16 protein-coding genes are annotated in these 18190 nt (G+C 70.3%); 12 read left to right on the forward strand and 4 right to left on the reverse strand.

Annotated features, from left to right (window positions below):
• Positions 1-4: 4 nt before the first annotated feature.
• Genes AB0P29_RS06665 through AB0P29_RS06675 form a run of 3 tightly spaced genes read left to right on the forward strand, consistent with a single transcriptional unit; the run spans position 5 to position 2947 of the window.
• Positions 5-661 (forward strand): response regulator transcription factor, encoded by a 657-nt coding sequence (locus AB0P29_RS06665; protein WP_363379156.1) that lies wholly within the window; start codon positions 5-7, stop codon positions 659-661.
• Positions 651-1865: an ATP-binding protein gene (locus tag AB0P29_RS06670; protein ID WP_253036100.1), complete on the forward strand. Its 1215-nt coding sequence runs from the start codon at positions 651-653 to the stop codon at positions 1863-1865. Before AB0P29_RS06665 ends, AB0P29_RS06670 begins: the two co-directional genes overlap by 11 nt.
• Positions 1862-2947: a hypothetical protein gene (locus tag AB0P29_RS06675; protein ID WP_311284317.1), complete on the forward strand. Its 1086-nt coding sequence runs from the start codon at positions 1862-1864 to the stop codon at positions 2945-2947. The genes AB0P29_RS06670 and AB0P29_RS06675 overlap by 4 nt, the downstream gene beginning before the upstream one ends.
• 217 nt (positions 2948-3164) lie before the next feature.
• Here the strand turns inward: AB0P29_RS06675 and AB0P29_RS06680 are convergent, their stop codons facing one another.
• Both AB0P29_RS06680 and AB0P29_RS06685 read right to left on the reverse strand, forming a co-directional pair.
• The gene (locus AB0P29_RS06680) at positions 3165-3395 is read right to left on the reverse strand and encodes an acyl-CoA carboxylase subunit epsilon (protein WP_363379157.1); all 231 of its coding nucleotides are present in this window, start codon (positions 3393-3395) and stop codon (positions 3165-3167) included.
• Positions 3392-4990: an acyl-CoA carboxylase subunit beta gene (locus AB0P29_RS06685; RefSeq protein ID WP_363379158.1), complete on the reverse strand. Its 1599-nt coding sequence runs from the start codon at positions 4988-4990 to the stop codon at positions 3392-3394. Before AB0P29_RS06685 ends, AB0P29_RS06680 begins: the two co-directional genes overlap by 4 nt.
• Positions 4991-5120: 130 nt before the next feature.
• Between AB0P29_RS06685 and AB0P29_RS06690 the strand changes: the two genes are divergently transcribed.
• The 9 genes from AB0P29_RS06690 (at position 5121) to AB0P29_RS06730 (ending at position 15767) form a co-directional block, all read left to right on the forward strand.
• Positions 5121-5903, forward strand: a complete 783-nt coding sequence (locus AB0P29_RS06690) for a biotin--[acetyl-CoA-carboxylase] ligase (RefSeq protein ID WP_363379159.1) — start codon at positions 5121-5123, stop codon at positions 5901-5903.
• A 51-nt stretch (positions 5904-5954) separates the two neighbouring features.
• Positions 5955-6509 (forward strand): PH domain-containing protein, encoded by a 555-nt coding sequence (locus tag AB0P29_RS06695; protein WP_363379160.1) that lies wholly within the window; start codon positions 5955-5957, stop codon positions 6507-6509.
• Positions 6510-6564: 55 nt separating this feature from the next.
• Positions 6565-7692 (forward strand): 5-(carboxyamino)imidazole ribonucleotide synthase, encoded by a 1128-nt coding sequence (locus tag AB0P29_RS06700; protein WP_363379161.1) that lies wholly within the window; start codon positions 6565-6567, stop codon positions 7690-7692.
• 97 nt (positions 7693-7789) lie between these two features.
• The gene (gene purE / locus AB0P29_RS06705; RefSeq protein ID WP_363379293.1) at positions 7790-8257 is read left to right on the forward strand and encodes a 5-(carboxyamino)imidazole ribonucleotide mutase; all 468 of its coding nucleotides are present in this window, start codon (positions 7790-7792) and stop codon (positions 8255-8257) included.
• A gap of 25 nt (positions 8258-8282) precedes the next feature.
• On the forward strand, positions 8283-9737 hold the full coding sequence (locus AB0P29_RS06710) for an LCP family protein (protein ID WP_363379162.1): 1455 nt from the start codon (positions 8283-8285) through the stop codon (positions 9735-9737).
• A 19-nt stretch (positions 9738-9756) separates the two neighbouring features.
• Complete coding sequence (locus AB0P29_RS06715; RefSeq protein ID WP_363379163.1) at positions 9757-10866, forward strand: glycosyltransferase; 1110 nt, start codon at positions 9757-9759, stop codon at positions 10864-10866.
• A 173-nt stretch (positions 10867-11039) separates the two neighbouring features.
• Positions 11040-14042, forward strand: coding sequence for an SH3 domain-containing protein (locus AB0P29_RS06720; protein WP_363379164.1), 3003 nt, complete (start codon positions 11040-11042; stop codon positions 14040-14042).
• Positions 14043-14130: 88 nt separating this feature from the next.
• The gene (locus AB0P29_RS06725) at positions 14131-15021 is read left to right on the forward strand and encodes an ABC transporter permease (RefSeq protein WP_363379165.1); all 891 of its coding nucleotides are present in this window, start codon (positions 14131-14133) and stop codon (positions 15019-15021) included.
• On the forward strand, positions 15018-15767 hold the full coding sequence (locus tag AB0P29_RS06730; RefSeq protein ID WP_253035217.1) for an ABC transporter ATP-binding protein: 750 nt from the start codon (positions 15018-15020) through the stop codon (positions 15765-15767). The genes AB0P29_RS06725 and AB0P29_RS06730 overlap by 4 nt, the downstream gene beginning before the upstream one ends.
• A 22-nt stretch (positions 15768-15789) precedes the next feature.
• On the opposite strand, the gene AB0P29_RS06735 is transcribed toward AB0P29_RS06730, so the two are convergent.
• Positions 15790-17193 (reverse strand): bifunctional dTDP-4-dehydrorhamnose 3,5-epimerase family protein/NAD(P)-dependent oxidoreductase, encoded by a 1404-nt coding sequence (locus AB0P29_RS06735; RefSeq protein ID WP_363379166.1) that lies wholly within the window; start codon positions 17191-17193, stop codon positions 15790-15792.
• Positions 17190-18188, reverse strand: a complete 999-nt coding sequence (gene rfbB, locus AB0P29_RS06740; protein WP_311862935.1) for a dTDP-glucose 4,6-dehydratase — start codon at positions 18186-18188, stop codon at positions 17190-17192. The genes AB0P29_RS06735 and rfbB overlap by 4 nt, the downstream gene beginning before the upstream one ends.
• Between the last annotated feature and the right edge of the window lie 2 nt (positions 18189-18190).

Here is an 18190-nt window from a genome sequence, read left to right on the forward strand (position 1 = left end):
GCGCATGATCCGCGTCGCCTTGATCGACGACCACGAATCCGTGCGTCTCGGCCTCGAGGCCGCGTGCAGCCGCACGGACCACCTGCGCGTCGTCTTCTCGGGCGACAGCGTGGCCGCCTACCTCGATTGGCGGACGCTCACGCAGGAGAACCCCGCGGACGTCGTCGTCCTCGACCTCATGCTCGGGGACGGGGCCACCGTGACCGAGAACGTGACCCGCCTCGTCCACGACGGCTCGCCGGTCATCATCCACAGCGTGGCCGATCGCCCGGCCGCCGTCCGCGAGGCGCTGGTCGCGGGGGCTGCGGGCGTGGTGAGCAAGGCGTCGCGCATCGACGACGTCATCGCGGCGATCGACACGGTCGCCCGCGGTCATGCGCTCGACAACGTCGAGTGGGCGTCCGCCGTCGACGGCGACCGGGCCTTCGCCGACGCGCAGCTCTCCTCGCGCGAGCGCGACGTGCTGCGTCTGTACGCCGCCGGTCTGCCCCTCAAGACGGTCGCCGAGCGACTCGGGGTGGCCTACTCGACGGCGAAGGAGAACATCACCCGCGTCCGCGTGAAGTACGTGGAGGTCGGTCGGCCCGCCCCCACCAAGGTGGATCTGCTGCGGCGCGCGATGGAGGACGGCCTGGTCGCGGAGGAACCCGGTGGCAGCTGAGGTCGCACCGGCGGGAACGCTGACGATCCCGCCCGACTCGACCTTCTTCTCCCGCGAGAGGGTCGAGCGCATCCTCGCGCTCGTCGTCTCGGTGGGATGCGCCATCCTGGGCTTCCAGTCCCTGTTCCACGCGATCGGTTCCACGCAGGAGACGCCGACGTGGAACCTCGTGCTCAGCGTCGTCACCTTCGGCCCGCTGGCGCTCATGATCGCCGCCGGCGTCGCCGGACGCTTCTACCGGGCGCCCGCCGCCGTCTTCGCGATCGTGTTCCCGCTCGTCCTGGTCGTCTGGCCGCTCGCGACCGCGGGGCGGGAGGGCGGCGCGGCGGCGGAGCCCTGGATCTGGTACCTCCTCAACGTCGCGACGGTGGCGACCGCCCTCGTCTTCCCGCTGTGGTTGCAGTACGTGTGGTGCGGCCTCGTCCCGGTCCTCTACGGGGTCGTCCGACTGATCCAGATCGGGGTCGACGGCGCGAGCGTCATCCTCGTCTCGCGTCAGGTGGTCTACGCGATCATCCTCGCCGTCGTCATGATCATGATCGGGTGGATGCTGCGCCTGCTCGCCGAGCGCCTCGATCGCACCCGCGAGGAAGCGGTCCGTTCGTACGCGGCGGCGGCCGCCGCCGACGCGGTGGAGCAGGAGCGGATCTCGGTCGCCGCCCTCATGCACGACAGCGTGCTCGCCGCGCTCATCGCCGCCGAGCGCGCCTCGACGCCGCGCGAGCGCGATCTCGCCGTGGGCATGGCACGTGACGCGCTCACCCGCCTCGCGAACGCCGACCGGGAAGCCGAGGAGGGCCCGGACGAGCCGGTCGACCCGGCGTTCATCGTCGACGGGTTGCGCCGGGCGGCCGCGGAACACGATCTCGACCTCGACCTGCGCGTCACCGTCGATCCGCGGGCTCCGCGGCTTCCGGGACGGGTCGCACGCGCCCTCGTCCTCGCTGCCGATCAGGCGATCGTCAACGCCGTCGAACACGCCGACGCGGTCGGACTGTACGTCGACGTGAGCGCCGACGACCGTCGGGTCATCGTCCGGGTCGTCGACGCGGGCACGGGCTTCGACGTCCAAGCCGTCCCCGAGGACCGCCTGGGCATCAGCGGCTCGATCGTCGCCCGCACCGCGGCGGTGGGCGGGCAGGCGCTCGTGCGCAGCTCGCGCCGGGGCACCGTGGCCGAACTGCGCTGGGAGTACCCGCGATGAACGTGCGCGTCCAGACGGGACTCTCGATCGTCGCGGTCGTCTTCACCGCCTACCTCGCCGTCGGCGGACTCGTGTGGACCGCGCCGGTGGCGCAGCCGGCGCTGTTCATCGCCGCCCTGTCGCTGTACCTCGTCACCACCTGGCTCTGCGTGTTCTGGGGCTTCACGCCGCGGTCGGCTCCGACGGCGACGGCTCCGGTCGCGGCGGACGCGGACGGCCTTCCGCGCGGTGCCTCGCTGCCGCTGTGGCTGTGCCTGCTGGTCCTCGGCACAGCGGTCGTCGTGCCGTTCGCGACCTGGGCGGCGGTCGGCGAGGACCTCCGTCGCGCGACCTTCGCCACGTGGAGCCTCGGCGGCATCGGGGCGCTCCTGACGGTCGTCGTCGTCCGGCGCCGACCGCTCGTGGCGTGGATCGGTGTGGTCCTGCTCGGGGTGTCGTCGTCGTTCTGGATCGGCATCTTCGATTCCCTCGCCCTCGGACTCGTCGGCGCCGCCGTCTGGGTCGTCGCCGCGCAGCTCCTGACGCGATTGGTCGACCGGGCGGCCGTCGACACGGCGGAACTCACCGGCATCCAGCGCCGCTCCTTCGAGTGGCTCGCGAGCCAGGAGGGCCGTCGACGGGAGCGTCGCGTCCGCGTGCAGCAGGCACTCGCCGTCGCCGGCCCCATCCTCATCCGCACGATCGAGTCCGACGGCGACCTCGAGCCCGACGAGCGCGAGCGGGCGCGGCTGGCGGAGGGATCCCTGCGTGACGAGCTGCGCGGGCCGCGCCTGCTCGACGAGGCCGTGCGTGCGCGGCTGCAGGAGGCGCGGCTGCGCGGCAGCACCGTCACCGTCCTCGATGAGGGGGGATTGGATGCCGCCGGCCCGGCCGCGCTCGATCGCATCCGGGCCGAGCTCGCCGACGCCCTCCGCGGCGCCTCGTCGGAGCGGATCTACATCCGCACGTCGCCGCACCCTCGCGTCGCGGTCACGGTCGTGGGCCGGTCCCGCCGACGCGACGACCCGGACGGCGACGAGGTCGTCGATCTCTGGCACGAGATCGCCCATCCGCGACCGGTGGTCGATCGCCCGGCGTCCTGACGGCACCGCGCCGGGAGGACGCGCCGAAAAGAAGAGGCGAGGGGCGGCGAAGCCGCCCGCCCCTCGCCATGCGAGTGGTTACCCGAAAACCGACCCGCACATGCCGATCCGCGCTCTGAGGGATACGGATCGACAGAACGCAGAAGCGTTCCAGCGCTATTAGTCTCTCTGATCGCGAAAAGCGTGTCTGTAGGTACTTTGGGGGACAAATCGGGCGTCAGCCCGCCCACCGGCCCCACGGCACGTCGCGACGCAGATCGTTCCCGACGCCGCGGGCCGAGATCCGCCAGGCCGACACGGCCGGCTCGTCCGCGACCGCGGTGCTCGCCTCCTGCGCGAGCGACTCGCTGACGACGGCGATCACCGCGGCGATCTCCTCGGGAGTCGCCGAACCGCGCCGCACGTGGAGGTGCGCCGCATCCGGGCGTGCGTCGTCCGACTCGCTCACAGCGGGATGTTCCCGTGCTTCTTGGCCGGCTGGCTCGCCCGCTTGCCGCGGAGGGCGCGCAGCGCCTTCGCGACGGCGACGCGGGTCTGCGCCGGCTCGATGATCCCGTCGAGCTCACCGCGTTCGGCGGCGAGGAAGGGGGACGCGACGTTGTACGTGTACTCGTTGGCGAGGCGGGTGCGCACGGCGGCGACGTCCTCGCCGGCTTCCTCGGCGCGCTTGATCTCGCCGCGGTACAGGATGTTGACCGCACCCTGACCACCCATGACGGCGATCTCGGCGGTCGGCCACGCGAGGTTGATGTCGGCGCCGAGCTGCTTGGAGCCCATCACGATGTACGCGCCGCCGTAGGCCTTGCGGAGGATCACGGTGACGAGCGGGACGGTCGCCTCCGCGTAGGCGTAGAGCAGCTTCGCGCCGCGACGGATGACGCCGGTCCACTCCTGGTCGGTGCCGGGGAGGTAGCCGGGGACGTCGACGAGGGTGAGGATCGGGATCGAGAACGCGTCGCAGAACCGGACGAACCGACTCGCCTTCTCGCCCGCGTCGATGTTGAGCGTCCCCGCCATCTGCGACGGCTGGTTCGCGATGATGCCGACCGTCCGCCCCTCGATGCGACCGAAGCCGATGACGATGTTCGGCGCGAACAGCGGCTGCACCTCGAGGAAGTCGCCCGCGTCGACGATGTGCGAGATGACCTCGTGGATGTCGTAGGGCTGGTTGGGGGAGTCCGGGATGATCGTGTTGAGGACGCGATCGGAGTCGGTCGTCTCGAACTCGAAGCCGGACTCGTAGCTCGGGGCATCCGACATGTTGTTGTCGGGCAGGAAGCTGATGAGGGTGCGCGCGTAGTCGATCGCGTCGTCCTCATCCTCGGCGAGGTAGTGCGCGACGCCCGAGCGGGTGTTGTGGGTGTGCGCGCCGCCGAGCTCCTCCATGCCGACGTCCTCGCCGGTGACGGTCTTGATGACATCGGGGCCGGTGACGAACATCTGGCTCGTCTTGTCGACCATGATCACGAAGTCGGTGAGGGCGGGGGAGTAGACAGCGCCGCCGGCGGCGGGTCCCATGATCAGCGAGATCTGCGGGATGACGCCCGATGCCGCGGTGTTCAGGCGGAAGATCTCGCCGTACTTGCCGAGCGCGACCACACCCTCCTGGATGCGCGCGCCGCCGGAGTCGAGGATGCCGATGACCGGGATGCCGCTGCGCAGCGCCAACTCCATGACCTTGATGATCTTCTCGCCGGCCACCTCGCCGAGCGATCCGCCGAAGGTCGTGAAGTCCTGCGAGTACACCGCGACCGTGCGGCCGTGGATCGTGCCGGTCCCCGTGACGACCGAATCGCCGTACGGGCGGGAGCGGTCCATGCCGAAGGCGGTCGTCCGGTGCCGGACGTACTCGTCGAGTTCGACGAAGGAGCCCGGGTCGACGAGCAGTTCGATCCGCTGGCGGGCGGTGAGCTTCCCCTTCGCGCCCTGCTTGGCGCGGGCGGTCTCCTCGGCGGAGACGACGGCTTCTTCGTAGCGGGCACGGAGGTCGGCGATCTTGCCGGCGGTCGTGAAGAGGTCGGGCTGATCGGTCACGCGTTCCACCCTAGCGAGCGCGGTCCCGGCGGCGTTGGATACCGGCGACAATCGCCGCGCGGATCCGCTGTGGCATCCCTCAGGATGTCGGCTGTCAAGCCGCCCGGCGCTCGACGCGGCCGCGTCTAGGGTGGGCGGCATGTCGATCCCCGAGAACGGTTATCCCCGCGCCGCCGCGGTCAGCCCCCGCCTCCACGTCGCCCCGAGCGTCGACTCGACCAACAAGAAGCTCCTGAAGGACGCCTTCGACGACCCCGACGGTCATCCGCACCTCTCCGCCGTGGTGACCCGCGACCAGACGGCCGGCCGCGGTCGCCTCGACCGCACGTGGGTCACGCCGCCGGATTCCGCGCTCGCGGTGTCGGTCCTGCTGCGGGTCGAGGCGGTCCCCGTCGCGCAGCGGGGGTGGATCCCCCTCATCGCGGGCGCGGCGATGACCGCGGCCGTCCGGGCGCAGCTGGAGGACCGCGAGGTCGGACTCAAGTGGCCGAACGACGTCCTCGTCGGGGGCCTCAAGATCTGCGGCATCCTCGCCGAGGTCATGCCCGGCGATCCGCACGCCGTCGTGGTGGGAGCGGGCGTCAACACCCGGATGACCGCCGCGGAACTGCCGGTGCCGACCGCCACCTCGTTCGCGGCACTCGGCCGCACCGCCGACGAGGATCAGCTGCTCGCGGACTACCTCACGAGACTCCGCGACGGGATCGCCGACCTCGCCGCGGGCGGCACCGCCGCGGGCCTTGCGACGAAGGCGGTCCGCGACGCGTGCGCGACTGTCGGCAGCGACGTCTCCGTCTCCCTTCCCGACGGTTCCTCCCTCATCGGCAGGGCGACCGGCATCGACGATGAGGGGCGGCTGGTGGTCGAGGCCGCGGGCGTCGCGCACGTCGTGTCCGCCGGCGACGTCGTGCACGTCCGGTGACGGTGGGCGCGTCGGCGCACCCGGCATCCGTCGTCGCGCCATGATGGTCCCGTGAGCCAGCCGACCGCGTATCCGGGTCGTCCGCGGACGCCCGCTCCGGGTGCCGCCGCACCCGAGCTCGTGATCGCGCGCTTCCGTCGGCACGGACGCCGACTGCTGTGGCCTGCGATCGTGCTCATCGCCGTGGCGGGGACGACGGGCTACGTCAGCGGCAACCTCCCGTCGCCGTGGGGGGACTGGATGCTGTGGGCCGCCGCCGGGCTCGTGGTGCTGCTGCTCGCAGCCGTGCCCTATCTACGGTGGTTGTCGCACACCTACACCGTGACCACGCGGCGCGTCATCGAGCGGACGGGTCTCGTCCAGCGTCGCCGCGTCGACATCTCGCACGCCCGCGGCTACACCATCTCCGAACGGCGGGGTCCGGTGCAGCGGCTGTGGGGGAGCGGCACCCTGATCCTCGCCAACGGGGTCGACGAACCGGTGCGGCTCGTCGATGTCCCCTCGGTCCGTCTCGTGCACGAGACGCTGTCGGACCAGGTCGAAGTCAGCCAGATCCTCGCCCACCGCGACTCGCACAGCGTCCCGGTCATCGCGACGGACGACTGAGCGTCTGCGGGCGCCCGCCCGGATGCGCGAGAATGTCGGGGTCGGGAGGAGACGCATGGCACTGCAGGTCGGAATCGTCGGAGGCGGTCAGCTCGCGCGGATGATGATCGCGCCCGCTGTGGAACTGGGACTCGGCGTCCGGGTCCTCGCAGAGGAACCCGGGATGTCCGCCGGTCTCGCGGCGACCGCGGTCGGCGACTACCGCGACCTCGACACCGTCCTCGCGTTCGCGAAGGACGTCGACGTCCTCACCTTCGACCACGAGCACGTCCCGCAGGACGTGCTGCGCGGCCTCGTGGACGCCGGTGTCGCCGTCCACCCCGGTCCCGACGCCCTCGCCTACGCGCAGGACAAGATCGACATGCGCACGAAGCTCGCCGAGCTCGGTCTGCCGCAGCCCGACTGGGCTGCCGTGACGGATGCCGCGGCCCTCGACGCCTTCATCGCCGACCACGGCGGCCGCGCCGTCGTGAAGACGCCGCGCGGCGGATACGACGGCAAGGGTGTGCGCGTCGTCTCCTCCTCCGCCGAGGCCACCGACTGGCTTGACGGCCTGGCGGACGGAGCGGCACTGCTCGCCGAGGAACTCGTCCCCTTCACCCGCGAGCTCGCCCAGCAGGTCGCCCGCCGTCCCTCGGGCGAACTCCTGGTCTACCCGGTCGTCGAGACGGTGCAGCAGGGCGGCGTGTGCGCCGAGGCGATCGCGCCGGCACCGCACTCCGCCGGCCGCCTCGCGGACGTCGCCGCCGAGATCGGCGAGGCGATCGCCACGGGCCTCGGGGTGACGGGCATGCTCGCCGTCGAACTGTTCCAGACCGGCGATGAGCGGCTGCTCGTGAACGAGCTCGCCATGCGTCCGCACAACAGCGGGCACTGGACCCAGGACGGCTCGATCACGAGCCAGTTCGAGCAGCACCTGCGAGCCGTCCTCGACCTGCCGCTGGGCGACACCGCGATGCGCGCACCGCACGCCGTGATGGTCAACATCCTCGGCGGCCCGGCTGAGGGGACCCTCGGTGAGCGGCTCCCTGACGCGCTCGCCGCGCACCCCTCGGCGAAGGTCCACACGTACGGGAAGGACCCGCGCCCCGGGCGCAAGGTCGGGCACGTCAACGTGGCCGGGGACGACCTCGACACGGTCGTCTACGAAGCCCGCGCGGCGGCGTCGTTCTTCCTCGATTGACCCGTGCCGTTCCGGCGTTCTTCAGGCTCGCGCGCCTAGCCTTGATCGGGTGAACAGCCCCCTGCACTCATCGACCGCTCCGCTCATCGGCGTCGTGATGGGATCCGATTCGGACTGGCGTGTGATGTCCGACGCGTCGCAGGCGCTGACCGACTTCGGCATCCCTCACGAGGTCGAGGTGGTGTCCGCCCACCGCACGCCCGACAAGCTGCTGCGCTACGGCCGCGAGGCGCGTGGGCGCGGCCTGCGCGCGATCATCGCCGGTGCCGGCGGCGCGGCGCACCTGCCGGGCATGCTCGCCTCGGTCACGACGCTCCCGGTCATCGGCGTCCCGGTGCAGCTGTCCACCCTTGACGGCCTCGACTCCCTGCTGAGCATCGTGCAGATGCCCGCCGGCATCCCCGTCGCGACGGTGTCGATCAACGGGGCGAAGAACGCGGGCCTGCTCGCCGCGCGCCTGCTCGGCTCGGCCGATCCCGAGGTCGCCGACCGCGTCGCCGCCTACGCCGCCGACCTCGAAGTGCAGGTCGAGGAGAAGAACCGCCGCCTGAAGGACTCCCTGTGACCGGCCACCCGGTCGGGGTACGCCGATGAGCGTCCTGAGCCCGCCGCGGGCGTCGTCCTCATCGGCCCGCGCGCTCGTCGAGGAGCGTCCGCTCCGGAACCCGGACGCTTCGGCCCCCGGTGTGATGTCGCGGCGTGCGTGGTGGCTCGTGGCATCCAACTTCCTCCTTCCCGGGTCCGCGCAGATCCTCGCGGGTGGTCGACGCCTGGGCCGCGTCGGTCTCATCTCGACGATCGTCATGTGGGTGTTCCTCTTCACGACGGTGCTCCTGGCGCTGATGTGGCGCTCGATGCTGACGACCCTCGTCGCATCGTGGTGGACGCTGACCCTCGCGCAGGTGCTGCTCTGGGCGTACGCCGCGCTGTGGGTCGTGCTGACGATCGACACGCTCCGGCTCGCCCGCCTGCGGCGTGTGCCCGGACGCACCCGCGCCGCCGTGTCGATCGTCGCGCTGGTCCTCGCGCTCGTCCCCGCCTCGGCGGCCGCGTACACGGCCCAGTCGGTCGTCGCGCCGCTGCGCTCCGGGCTGTCGATCTTCGCCTCCGGCCCGAGCGTGCCCCCGTCGGACGGCTACTACAACTTCCTCCTGCTCGGTGCCGACAGCGGGCAGGGACGCGACTCCATGCGCTTCGACAGCATCTCGGTGGTGTCGGTGAACGCGGACTCCGGCGCGGTGACGATCTTCGGCATCCCGCGCGACCTCCGCCACGTCCCCTTCTCGGACGGACCGATGCGCGACCTGTACCCCGACGGGTTCGAGGGCCACACCTCGTCGACGTGCGGGTGGTCGTCGGGCATCAACCAGCTCATGAACGCCGTCGAGGTGTGCCGCGAGGATCGCGGGGCGAGCCTCTACCCCGATGCCGCCGCGCAGAATTCGACACCGGCCGTCGAAGCGACGAAGGACGCCGCGGAGGGGATCCTCGGCATCGAGATCCCGTACCACGTCTTCATCGACATGCACGGGTTCGCCGACCTCGTCGACGCGCTCGGCGGCGTGAAGATCACGGTCAAGGAACGCCTCCCCGAAGGCCCCGGCCCGCGCTTCGAGGGTCAGTCCGCCGAGGAATGGGCGACCGGATGGATCGAGAAGGGCACCCAGGTCATGGACGGCGAGACCGCGCAGTGGTACGCGCGATCGCGGTACACGACCAGCGACTGGGACCGGATGCGGCGCCAGCGGGAGCTCCAGACCGCGATCCTCGCCCAGGCGACCCCGTCGACGGTCGCGACCCGCTTCAGCGAGGTCGTCGCGGCGGGCAAGAACCTCGTGCAGACCGACATCCCGGACTCCCTGCTCCCCTTCCTCGTCGATCTCGGCGTGAAGGCGAAGGACCAGGAGGTCCAGGACCTCGAGCTGACGCCGAAGGGGGTCGGCATCGATCCGGAGGACCCCACGGCCGAGGACTGGGCGAAGATCCGCGGCGAGGTCCAGGCGCTCCTGCATCCGCCGACGCCGACACCGACGACCGCGCCGTGAGCGCACAGGGGGAGTTCCGATGACGACCACACTGCGGGTCGTGTTCGACCCGTCCGCTCCCGGCACCGGGCCCGACCTCGCGACCGCCTCCCGGGAGCTGGCCGCCGCGCTCGTGGCGACGGCGCCCAGCGGGTGCGAGGTGCGCGCGATCGTCCCCGGCGACGCGGGGGACGACACCTTGGCCGCGCAGGGTGTGGCGGCCGCCGATCGCCTCCCGGTCGGCTCCGCCGCCGCCGCGGCCCTGTGGCGGCGCGGACTCCGCGCGGGCGCCGGCGACGGCCTCATCCACTCGGCGACGCTCGCGGCGCCGCTCGTGCGCCACGACCGCGTCCACGACCATGACCAGACGGTCGTGACCCTGTGGGACGTCCGTCCGTGGGATCACCCCGACGAGGTGCCGCGGACGGATGCCGCCTGGGCCCGCGCCATGCTGCGCCGGGCCGTCCGGCACGCCGACGCCGTCGTGGTGCCGACGCACGAGCTCGCCCACCGGGTCGCCGAGCTGGCGCCCCTCGGGGACCGGATCCGGGTGATCGCCGGGGCTCCCGAGAGCGCCCTCCGCGTCCCCAGTGACGAGATCGGGCGTCGGCGCGACCTCGGCCTACCCGAAGGGTACGTCTTGCTGTCGGGGTCGTCGGCGGCATCCGACCGCCTGCGCACCGGTTTCGAGGCCGTCGCGACCTCCGGACGGGACACGGCCGTCGTCGTGATCGACGCGCCCGACGGTCAGGAACCCGCGATCGCCGAGCTCGCCGCCGCGGCGGGCCTGCCCGAGCGACGGGTGCACGTGCGCGGTCACCTCGAGGCGCCCGATCGCGCCGCGGTCCTCGCCGGCGCCGTGGCCCTCCTCGCGCCGTCGGACAGCACCGCCTTCCCCTGGCGGACGCTGGATGCGCTCCGGCTGGGGGTGCCCATCGTGGCCGCCGACAGCGCGACGCACCGCGAACTCCTGCTGGACGGGGCGACCTTCGCGCCGGGCGACGCCGGATCGCTGGGGGACGAGCTCGCCGCGACGCTGGCGTCGACCTCCGCGGTCGAACGACTCGCCGTCCTGTCCGCCGATCGTGGGCGGGCGTTCAGTTGGGCGGGCGCGGCGGAGCGCGTCTGGCAGCTCCACGCCGAACTCTGAGGTCGTCCGAACGCCGGGCGTCGGCGTGTCGCACAACGGATATCCAGCCTCGACTGGTAACAGGACGCGACTTCAGTAACACTGTTCACATGCGCCTCTCAGTTTCCGTGCCCCGTCGACCCCTGCGGAGCCTTGCGATTCTGTTGGCGACCGTGCTGTCGTTGAGTGTCCTGATGGCCGTCGCGCCCGCGTCGACGGCGACCGCGGCGGACCCCCGGCTCCCGTCCACCATCGAGGACGGCGGGTTCATCATCAGCGACGCCGAGTACTTCAACGGCGGCTCGATGACTGCGGCTCAGGCGCAGACCTTCCTCGAAGCGCGGGTGCCGTCCTGCAAGGCCACGAGCGGACCGACCTGCCTGCGGAACTTCACCGCCGACATCCCCGCGAAGGCGAAGGATGCCTATTGCGCGGCCATCCCCAAGAAGACCAAGGTGCGCGCCGCCGAGATCATCGTGACCGTCGGGAAGGCCTGCGGCCTCAACCCCAAGGTCATCCTCGTCATGCTCCAGAAGGAACAGGGCCTGGTCACCTCCACGAAGCCGAGCGAGTGGAGCTATCGGGCGGCGATGGGCATGAACTGCCCCGACACGGCGCCGTGCAGCGCGGCATCCGCGGGGTTCTTCAACCAGGTCTATCTCGGCGCGCGGCAGCAGCAGGTGTACGCGAACAACCCCACGAAGTACGGGTACCGCAAGGGCCAGGTGGCCACGGTCAAGTGGCACCCCAACAGCGCCTGCGGGACGTCGAAGGTCCTCATCAAGAACCAGGCGACCGCCAACCTGTACATCTACACGCCGTACCGTCCGAACATGGCGGCGCTGGCGGCCGGTTACGCCACCGGCGACGGGTGCTCGAGCTACGGCAACCGCAACTTCTACAACTATTACGTGCAGTGGTTCGCCCCGGAGGTGAACCGCTGGGGGTCCGGGGCGGCTGCCCGGGTGGACGTGTGCACGGCGCCGAAGGCCGCTGACATCGTCCCGGCGTCTTCCGTGGCGACCGTCACGGCCGCCACGACGGCGCGCAAGGCTCCCAGCACGCTGTGTGCGGCGGGCTCGAGCAGCGTGGCGAAGTCCGCGAAGGTGACGGTGACCGGCACGTACGGGTCGTGGGCGCGGGCGACCGTCGGCTCGACGTCGATGTGGATCGCGAAGTCGGCGCTCTCGATCGCGAGCGGCACGCCGGCCGGCAACCCGTGCGCCGTGCCCGCGGAGTCGAGCGTCACGAAGGCCGGTGGGACGATCACCGTCGTCTCGGAGAACCTGCGAGCCCGCAAGGCTCCCTCGCTCGACTGCGCGACCGGCTTCCGCTGGATCACGGCCGGGCAGAAGTACGAGCGCACCGGGATCTACGGCGCGTGGTGGCGCATCCAGGTGGCGGGTTCGACGTACTGGTCGCACAGCGACTACATGACGGTCGAGGAGAAGCCGCCGGCCAAGACGATGTACCTCGCGACGACGACGAACATGACGCCGTCAGTGTCGTCGGCGACGATCCAGGCGACGCTGCGCAAGGGCTCGACGGTCACGACCCTGGCGGTGTCCGGTGACCGGACCCAGATCACCGTGGGCGGCATGACGGGGTGGGTGTTCTCGTCGAAGCTGTCGACGAAGAACCCCGGTGCCGTCGGCGGTCAGGACCGGCAGGTCGTCAAGGCCACGCCGCTGCGGGCGACGGCATCCGCTTCGGGCAAGGTCCTCTCGACCCTGAAGGCCGGTACGAAAGTCACCGTGCACGACACCTTCGGTGCCTGGCGCGCCGTCACGGCCGGATCGACGAAGGGGTGGATGCGGGACTCCGAGCTGCAGGCCGTGACGAAAACGATGTACCTCTCGACGCCCGACAACGTGGCGCCGTCGGCGACCTCGAAAACCATCCAGGCGACGCTGCGCAAGGGCACGGCGGTCGTCGCCTCGTCGGTGTCCGGCACCCGCACGCAGATCGTCGTCGACGGGACGACCGGCTGGGTCACCACGGCGAAGCTCGTCGCGACCAACCCCGGCGGAGTGGCGGGGCAGGATCGTCAGAGCATCGCCGCCACGCCCCTGCGGGCGACGGCATCCGCTTCGGGCAAGGTCCTCTCGACGCTGAAGGCCGGCACGAAGGTCACCGTCTACGACGGCTACGGGGCCTGGCGGGCGGTGACGGCGGGGTCGACGAAGGGGTGGATGCGGGACTCCGAGCTGCAGGCGGTCTCGACGGCGAAGACGATGTATCTGGCGACGACGACGAACATGACGCCGTCGGTGTCGTCGGCGACGATTCAGGCGACGCTCCGCAAGGGCACGACGGTGAAGGCGCTCTCGGTCTCGGGGGACCGGACGCAGATCACGGTCGACGGGATGACGGGGTGGGTGTTCTCGTCGAAGCTGTCGACGAAGAACCCCGGTGCCATCGGCGGTCAGGACCGGCAGGTCGTCAAGGCCACGCCGCTGCGGGCGACGGCATCCGCCTCGGGCAAGGTCCTCTCGACCCTGAAGGCCGGTACGAAGGTCACCGTGCACGACACCTTCGGGATCTGGCGCGCGGTGACGGCGGGGTCGACGAAGGGGTGGATGCGGGACTCCGAGTTGAAGAAAGTGTCGGCTGCGCCGTCGGTGAAGACGATGTATCTGGCGACGACGACGAACATGACGCCGTCGGTGTCGTCTCCGGCGATTCTGGGGACGCTGCGCAAGGGCACGACGGTGTCGGTGGTGTCGGTGTCGGGTGATCGGACGCAGGTCACGGCTGACGGTGTGACGGGGTGGGTGTTCTCGTCGAAGCTGTCGACGAAGAACCCGGGCGGTGTGTCGGGTCAGGACCGGCAGGTGATCGCGTCGACGCCGTTGCGGTTGACGGCTTCGGCGACGGGCAAGGTCGTGAAGACGTTGCCGGCGGGTACGAAGGTGACCGTGCACGATGTGTGGGGAATCTGGCGTGCGGTGACGGCGGGGTCGACGAAGGGGTGGATGCGGGACTCCGAGCTGAAGAAGGTGTCGGCTGCGCCGTCCAGACCCGTGAAGACGACGACCGCCGCCCTCAACTTCCGGCAGACCGCATCGACCTCCGGCAAGATCATCAGCGTCATCCCCAAGGGCAAGAAGGTGGTGGTGACGGGATCCTCGGGCGCGTGGCGCAAGGTCACCTACGGGTCGCGGACCGGCTGGGTCCACGGAGACTACCTGCGCTGAGGACCATCGCCGGAGCCGGGGGCCGCTCAGAAACCGTCGGATAGGATGATCGACGGCCTGAACGGCACCCGCCTTCGCAAGGAAACCCGTGACACAGATCGATTACAGCGCCTTCGACACGCCAGGACGTGGACGCGGCATCCTCGACGTCTTCGAGTACCGCTACCTGCTCCGGCTGCTGATCGGCAAGAGCACCGCCCTGCGATACCGCAACTCCGTGCTCGGCTGGTTCTGGTCCTACGTCCGTCCGACCATCCAGTTCCTCGTCTACTTCCTCGTCGTCGGAGAGATCCTCGGGCTCCACCGGAACGTCCCGGCCTTCCCGCTGTACCTGTTCAGCGGTCTGGTCCTCGTCAACCTGTTCAACGAAACCCTCGGTGCAGCGACGCAGTCGATCGTCAAGAACGGTGCGCTCGTGCGCAAGATCTACCTGCCGCGCGAGCTGTTCCCCCTCGCCGCCATCATCGGTGCCTTCACCCACTTCCTCCCGCAGCTCGCCGTCCTCATCATCGTGAGCCTGCTGTTCGGGTGGTTGCCGAGCTTCGCCTCGGTCGGGTTGGTCCTCCTCGGGATGCTGCTGGTCCTCCTCTTCGTGACGGGCCTGGGCCTCTTCTTCGCCGCCCTGAACGTGCGCTTCCGCGACGCGAGCAACACGGTCGACATCATCCGGACGATCGCGACGTGGTCGGTCCCCGTCCTCTACACCTGGGCGATGGTCTACGAGCGCACCGAAGGTTTCCGCTGGCTGTTCCACGTCTGGATCTCGAACCCCCTCGCGGTGGCCGTCGAGATGTTCCACCACGCGTTCTGGGGCGCGCTGCCCGTGGTGAACGAGGCCTCGCCCGCGCCCGCCAACCTCGGCTGGCCGCCGGAGTTCGGGTGGCACGTCGCGGCATCCGTCGGCGTCATCCTCGTCACCCTGGTCCTCGGCCAGCTCGTCTTCCGCCGCGCCGAGCGCACCTTCGCCCAGGATCTGTGATGTCCCCTACCGCCACCGAAGCCCAGCCCCGCATCATCGTCGAGCACGTCTCGAAGTGGTTCAACAAGCGCTCCGCCCGCTCCCTGAAGGACGCCTTCATCAGCGTCATCAAGCGGCAGTCCACGCGCTCGCGCCAGTTCCAGGCGCTCGATGACATCTCGTTCCAGATCGCCGAGGGCGAGTCCGTCGCCATCATGGGTCTGAACGGTTCGGGCAAGTCGACGACGCTCAAGCTCGTCTCCGGCGTCCTCGAGCCCGACGAAGGCCGTGTCTTCACGCGCGGCCGTGTCGCCGGTCTCATCGAGGTCGGTGCCGGCTTCCACCCCGACCTCACCGGCCGCGAGAACGTCTTCCTCAACGCGGCCATCCTCGGGATGACCGAGAAGGAGACGAAGGCCCGCTACGACGAGATCGTCGAGTTCAGCGGCATCGGCGACTTCATCGACCAGGAGGTCAAGCACTACTCCTCGGGCATGTTCATGCGTCTCGCGTTCAGCGTCGCGATCCACGTCGAACTCGACGTGCTGCTCGTCGACGAGGTCCTCTCGGTGGGTGACGCACCCTTCCGCGCGAAGTGCGACGCGAAGCTGCGCGAGCTCGCCGACAAGGGTGTGACGATGATGATCGTCAGCCACAGCAAGAACATCGTGAAGAGCCTGTGCTCGCGGGGCGTCGTCATCCGCAAGGGCAAGGTCGTCTTCGACGGACCGATCGACGATGCCCTCGAGGTGCTCGAGAAGGGCTGAGCGCTCCGCTCGCCGCGCGCGCTCAGCCGAGGTGGTCGCGCAGCGACTCCCGCCAGTCGCGCGGGGAGTACCCCGTCGCCTCGATCTTGCCGAGGTCGAGCACCGACCATCGCGGGCGCGGCGCGACGGGGCCGGTCGCGTTCGCGAAGTACTGCTCGGTGCTGACTCCCGAGACCGCCGTGCGGTCGTGGCCGGTGAGCTCGTAGACCTCGGCGGCGATGTCCGCCCATGACGCCGGAGCGCCCCCGCCGGTGAGGTTGTAGGTCCCGTAGGGCGCTGCGCTGGTGAGCAGGTGACGGATGCCGCCGGCGATGTCGTCCGTGAACGTGAGCCGACCGATCTGGTCGTCGACGACCGAGGGCGCGATGCCGCGCTCGGCCAGGGAGGCCATCGTGCCGACGAAGTTCTTGCCCTCGCCGATCACCCAGGACGTGCGGACGATGTAGTGGCGCGGGACGGTCGCGACGATCGCGTCGGCGGCGGCCTTCGTCTGCCCGTAGACACCGAGGGGAGCGACAGGCTCGCCCTCGGTGTACGGCGTCGTGGCCGTGCCGTCGAAGACGTAGTCGCTCGAGACGTGGACCAGGGTGATGCCGTTCTCCGTCGCGATCCGCGCCAGCTGGGCGACCGAGGCGACGTTCCCCGCCCACGCGCCGGCGCGGTCGGTCTCGGCGGCATCGACGGCCGTGTAGGCCGCGGCGTTCACGATCGTGCCGTAGTCGCGCCACCGGCGAGCGGCGTGCAGATTGCCGGTGAGGTCGAGCTCCTGCCGGCCGGCGAACTCGACGCTCTCGTCTTCGCCGTAGGCGGCGCGCAGGGCGCGTCCGAGCTGTCCGTTCGCCCCCACCACCAGGGTCTTCTTCGGCGGGATCGGCACGACGTCGGCCAATCGCGGGTGGGCCAGGTCCTTCGCCGAGATCTCGACGTCGGCCAGCGGGATCGGCCAGTCGATCGCCGCCGTCTCATCGGCCAGGTTCAGGAAGGAGTACGACGCGTCGGGGGACCAGTGGTCGTTGACGAGGTACGTGTAGGCGGTGTCGGGCTCGAGCGTCTGATAGGAGTTTCCGACACCGCGCGGCACGAAGATCGCGCGCGACGGATCGAGCTCGGCCGTGAAGACCGTGCCGTACGTCGGGCCTTCGCGCAGGTCCACCCACGCACCGAAGATCCGGCCCGTCGCGACCGAGACCCACTTGTCCCAGGGTTCCGCGTGGATGCCGCGCGTCGTCCCGACCGCGTCGTTGAACGAGATGTTGTTCTGCACGGGACCGAAGTCCGCGAGCCCCGCCGCGGTCATCTTCTCGCGCTGCCAGTTCTCCTTGAACCAGCCGCGGCTGTCCCCGTGGACGGGGAGGTCCCAGATGACGAGTCCGGGGATGCCGGTCTCGGTGGCCGACAGCGCTTTGCCGAAGTCCGTCACTCTCACTGGCCCTTCGAGGCGTAGAAGGCTTCGACGCCGTCCTTGGCGGGGGCCCACCAGGCTTCGTTGCGGCGGTACCAGTCGATGGTGGCGGCGAGGCCGGCTTCGAAGTCCTGGTAGCTCGGGGTCCAGCCGAGTTCGGTGCGGAGTTTGGTGGAGTCGATCGCGTAGCGCAGGTCGTGCCCGGCGCGATCAGTGACGTGGTCGTAGGCGTCGGGGGACTGGCCCATGAGCTCGAGGATGAGTTCGACGACGGTCTTGTTGTCCTTCTCCCCGTCGGCGCCGATGAGGTAGGTCTCGCCGATCTCGCCCTTGTCGAGGATGGTGAGGACGGCCGAGGAGTGGTCGTCGGCGTGGATCCAGTCGCGGACGTTCTCGCCCTTGCCGTACAGCTTGGGACGGATGCCGCGGATCACGTTGGTGATCTGGCGGGGGATGAACTTCTCCACGTGCTGGTAGGGGCCGTAGTTGTTGGAGCAGTTGCTGATCGTGGCGCGCACCCCGAACGAGCGGACCCAGGCGCGCACGAGCAGGTCGCTGCCGGCCTTGGTCGACGAGTACGGCGAGGATGGGTTGTAGGGGGTGTGCTCGGTGAACCGGGCGGGGTCGTCGAGTTCCAGGTCGCCGTACACCTCGTCGGTGGAGATGTGGTGCAGCCGGGTGTCGTGGCGGCGTGCCGCCTCGAGCAGCGTGTACGTGCCGATGATGTTCGTGTCCAGGAACGGACGCGGGTCGTGCAGCGAGTTGTCGTTGTGGGACTCCGCCGCGTAGTGGACGACGGCATCCGCCTTCTGGAACAGGGTGTCGACCAGTTCCGCATCGGCGATGTCCCCGACGACCAGGTCGACCCGGTCCTCGGGGAGACCGGCGAGGGATGCCTCATTGCCGGCGTAGGTGAGCTTGTCGAGCACCGTCACGGTGTGGTCGGTGTGCCCGATCACGTGGTGGACGAAGTTCGATCCGATGAAACCGGCGCCGCCGGTCACGAGAAGGTGTGCCATGG

The sequence above is a fragment of the Microbacterium sp. NPDC080220 genome (assembly GCF_040686395.1).
Lineage (GTDB): Bacteria > Actinomycetota > Actinomycetes > Actinomycetales > Microbacteriaceae > Microbacterium > Microbacterium gawkjiense.

What these genes read in the sequence shown, in the direction of transcription:
- AB0P29_RS06665 (WP_363379156.1), top strand. Translation starts at nt 5, where the DNA reads ATGATCCGCGTCGCCTTGATCGACGACCACGAATCCGTGCGTCTCGGC.
- AB0P29_RS06675 (WP_311284317.1), top strand. Translation starts at nt 1,862, where the DNA reads ATGAACGTGCGCGTCCAGACGGGACTCTCGATCGTCGCGGTCGTCTTC.
- AB0P29_RS06690 (WP_363379159.1), top strand. Translation starts at nt 5,121, where the DNA reads ATGTCGATCCCCGAGAACGGTTATCCCCGCGCCGCCGCGGTCAGCCCC.
- AB0P29_RS06700 (WP_363379161.1), top strand. Translation starts at nt 6,565, where the DNA reads ATGGCACTGCAGGTCGGAATCGTCGGAGGCGGTCAGCTCGCGCGGATG.
- purE (WP_363379293.1), top strand. Translation starts at nt 7,790, where the DNA reads ATGGGATCCGATTCGGACTGGCGTGTGATGTCCGACGCGTCGCAGGCG.
- AB0P29_RS06710 (WP_363379162.1), top strand. Translation starts at nt 8,283, where the DNA reads ATGAGCGTCCTGAGCCCGCCGCGGGCGTCGTCCTCATCGGCCCGCGCG.
- AB0P29_RS06715 (WP_363379163.1), top strand. Translation starts at nt 9,757, where the DNA reads ATGACGACCACACTGCGGGTCGTGTTCGACCCGTCCGCTCCCGGCACC.
- AB0P29_RS06720 (WP_363379164.1), top strand. Translation starts at nt 11,040, where the DNA reads ATGGCCGTCGCGCCCGCGTCGACGGCGACCGCGGCGGACCCCCGGCTC.
- rfbB (WP_311862935.1), bottom strand. Translation starts at nt 18,188, where the DNA reads ATGGCACACCTTCTCGTGACCGGCGGCGCCGGTTTCATCGGATCGAAC.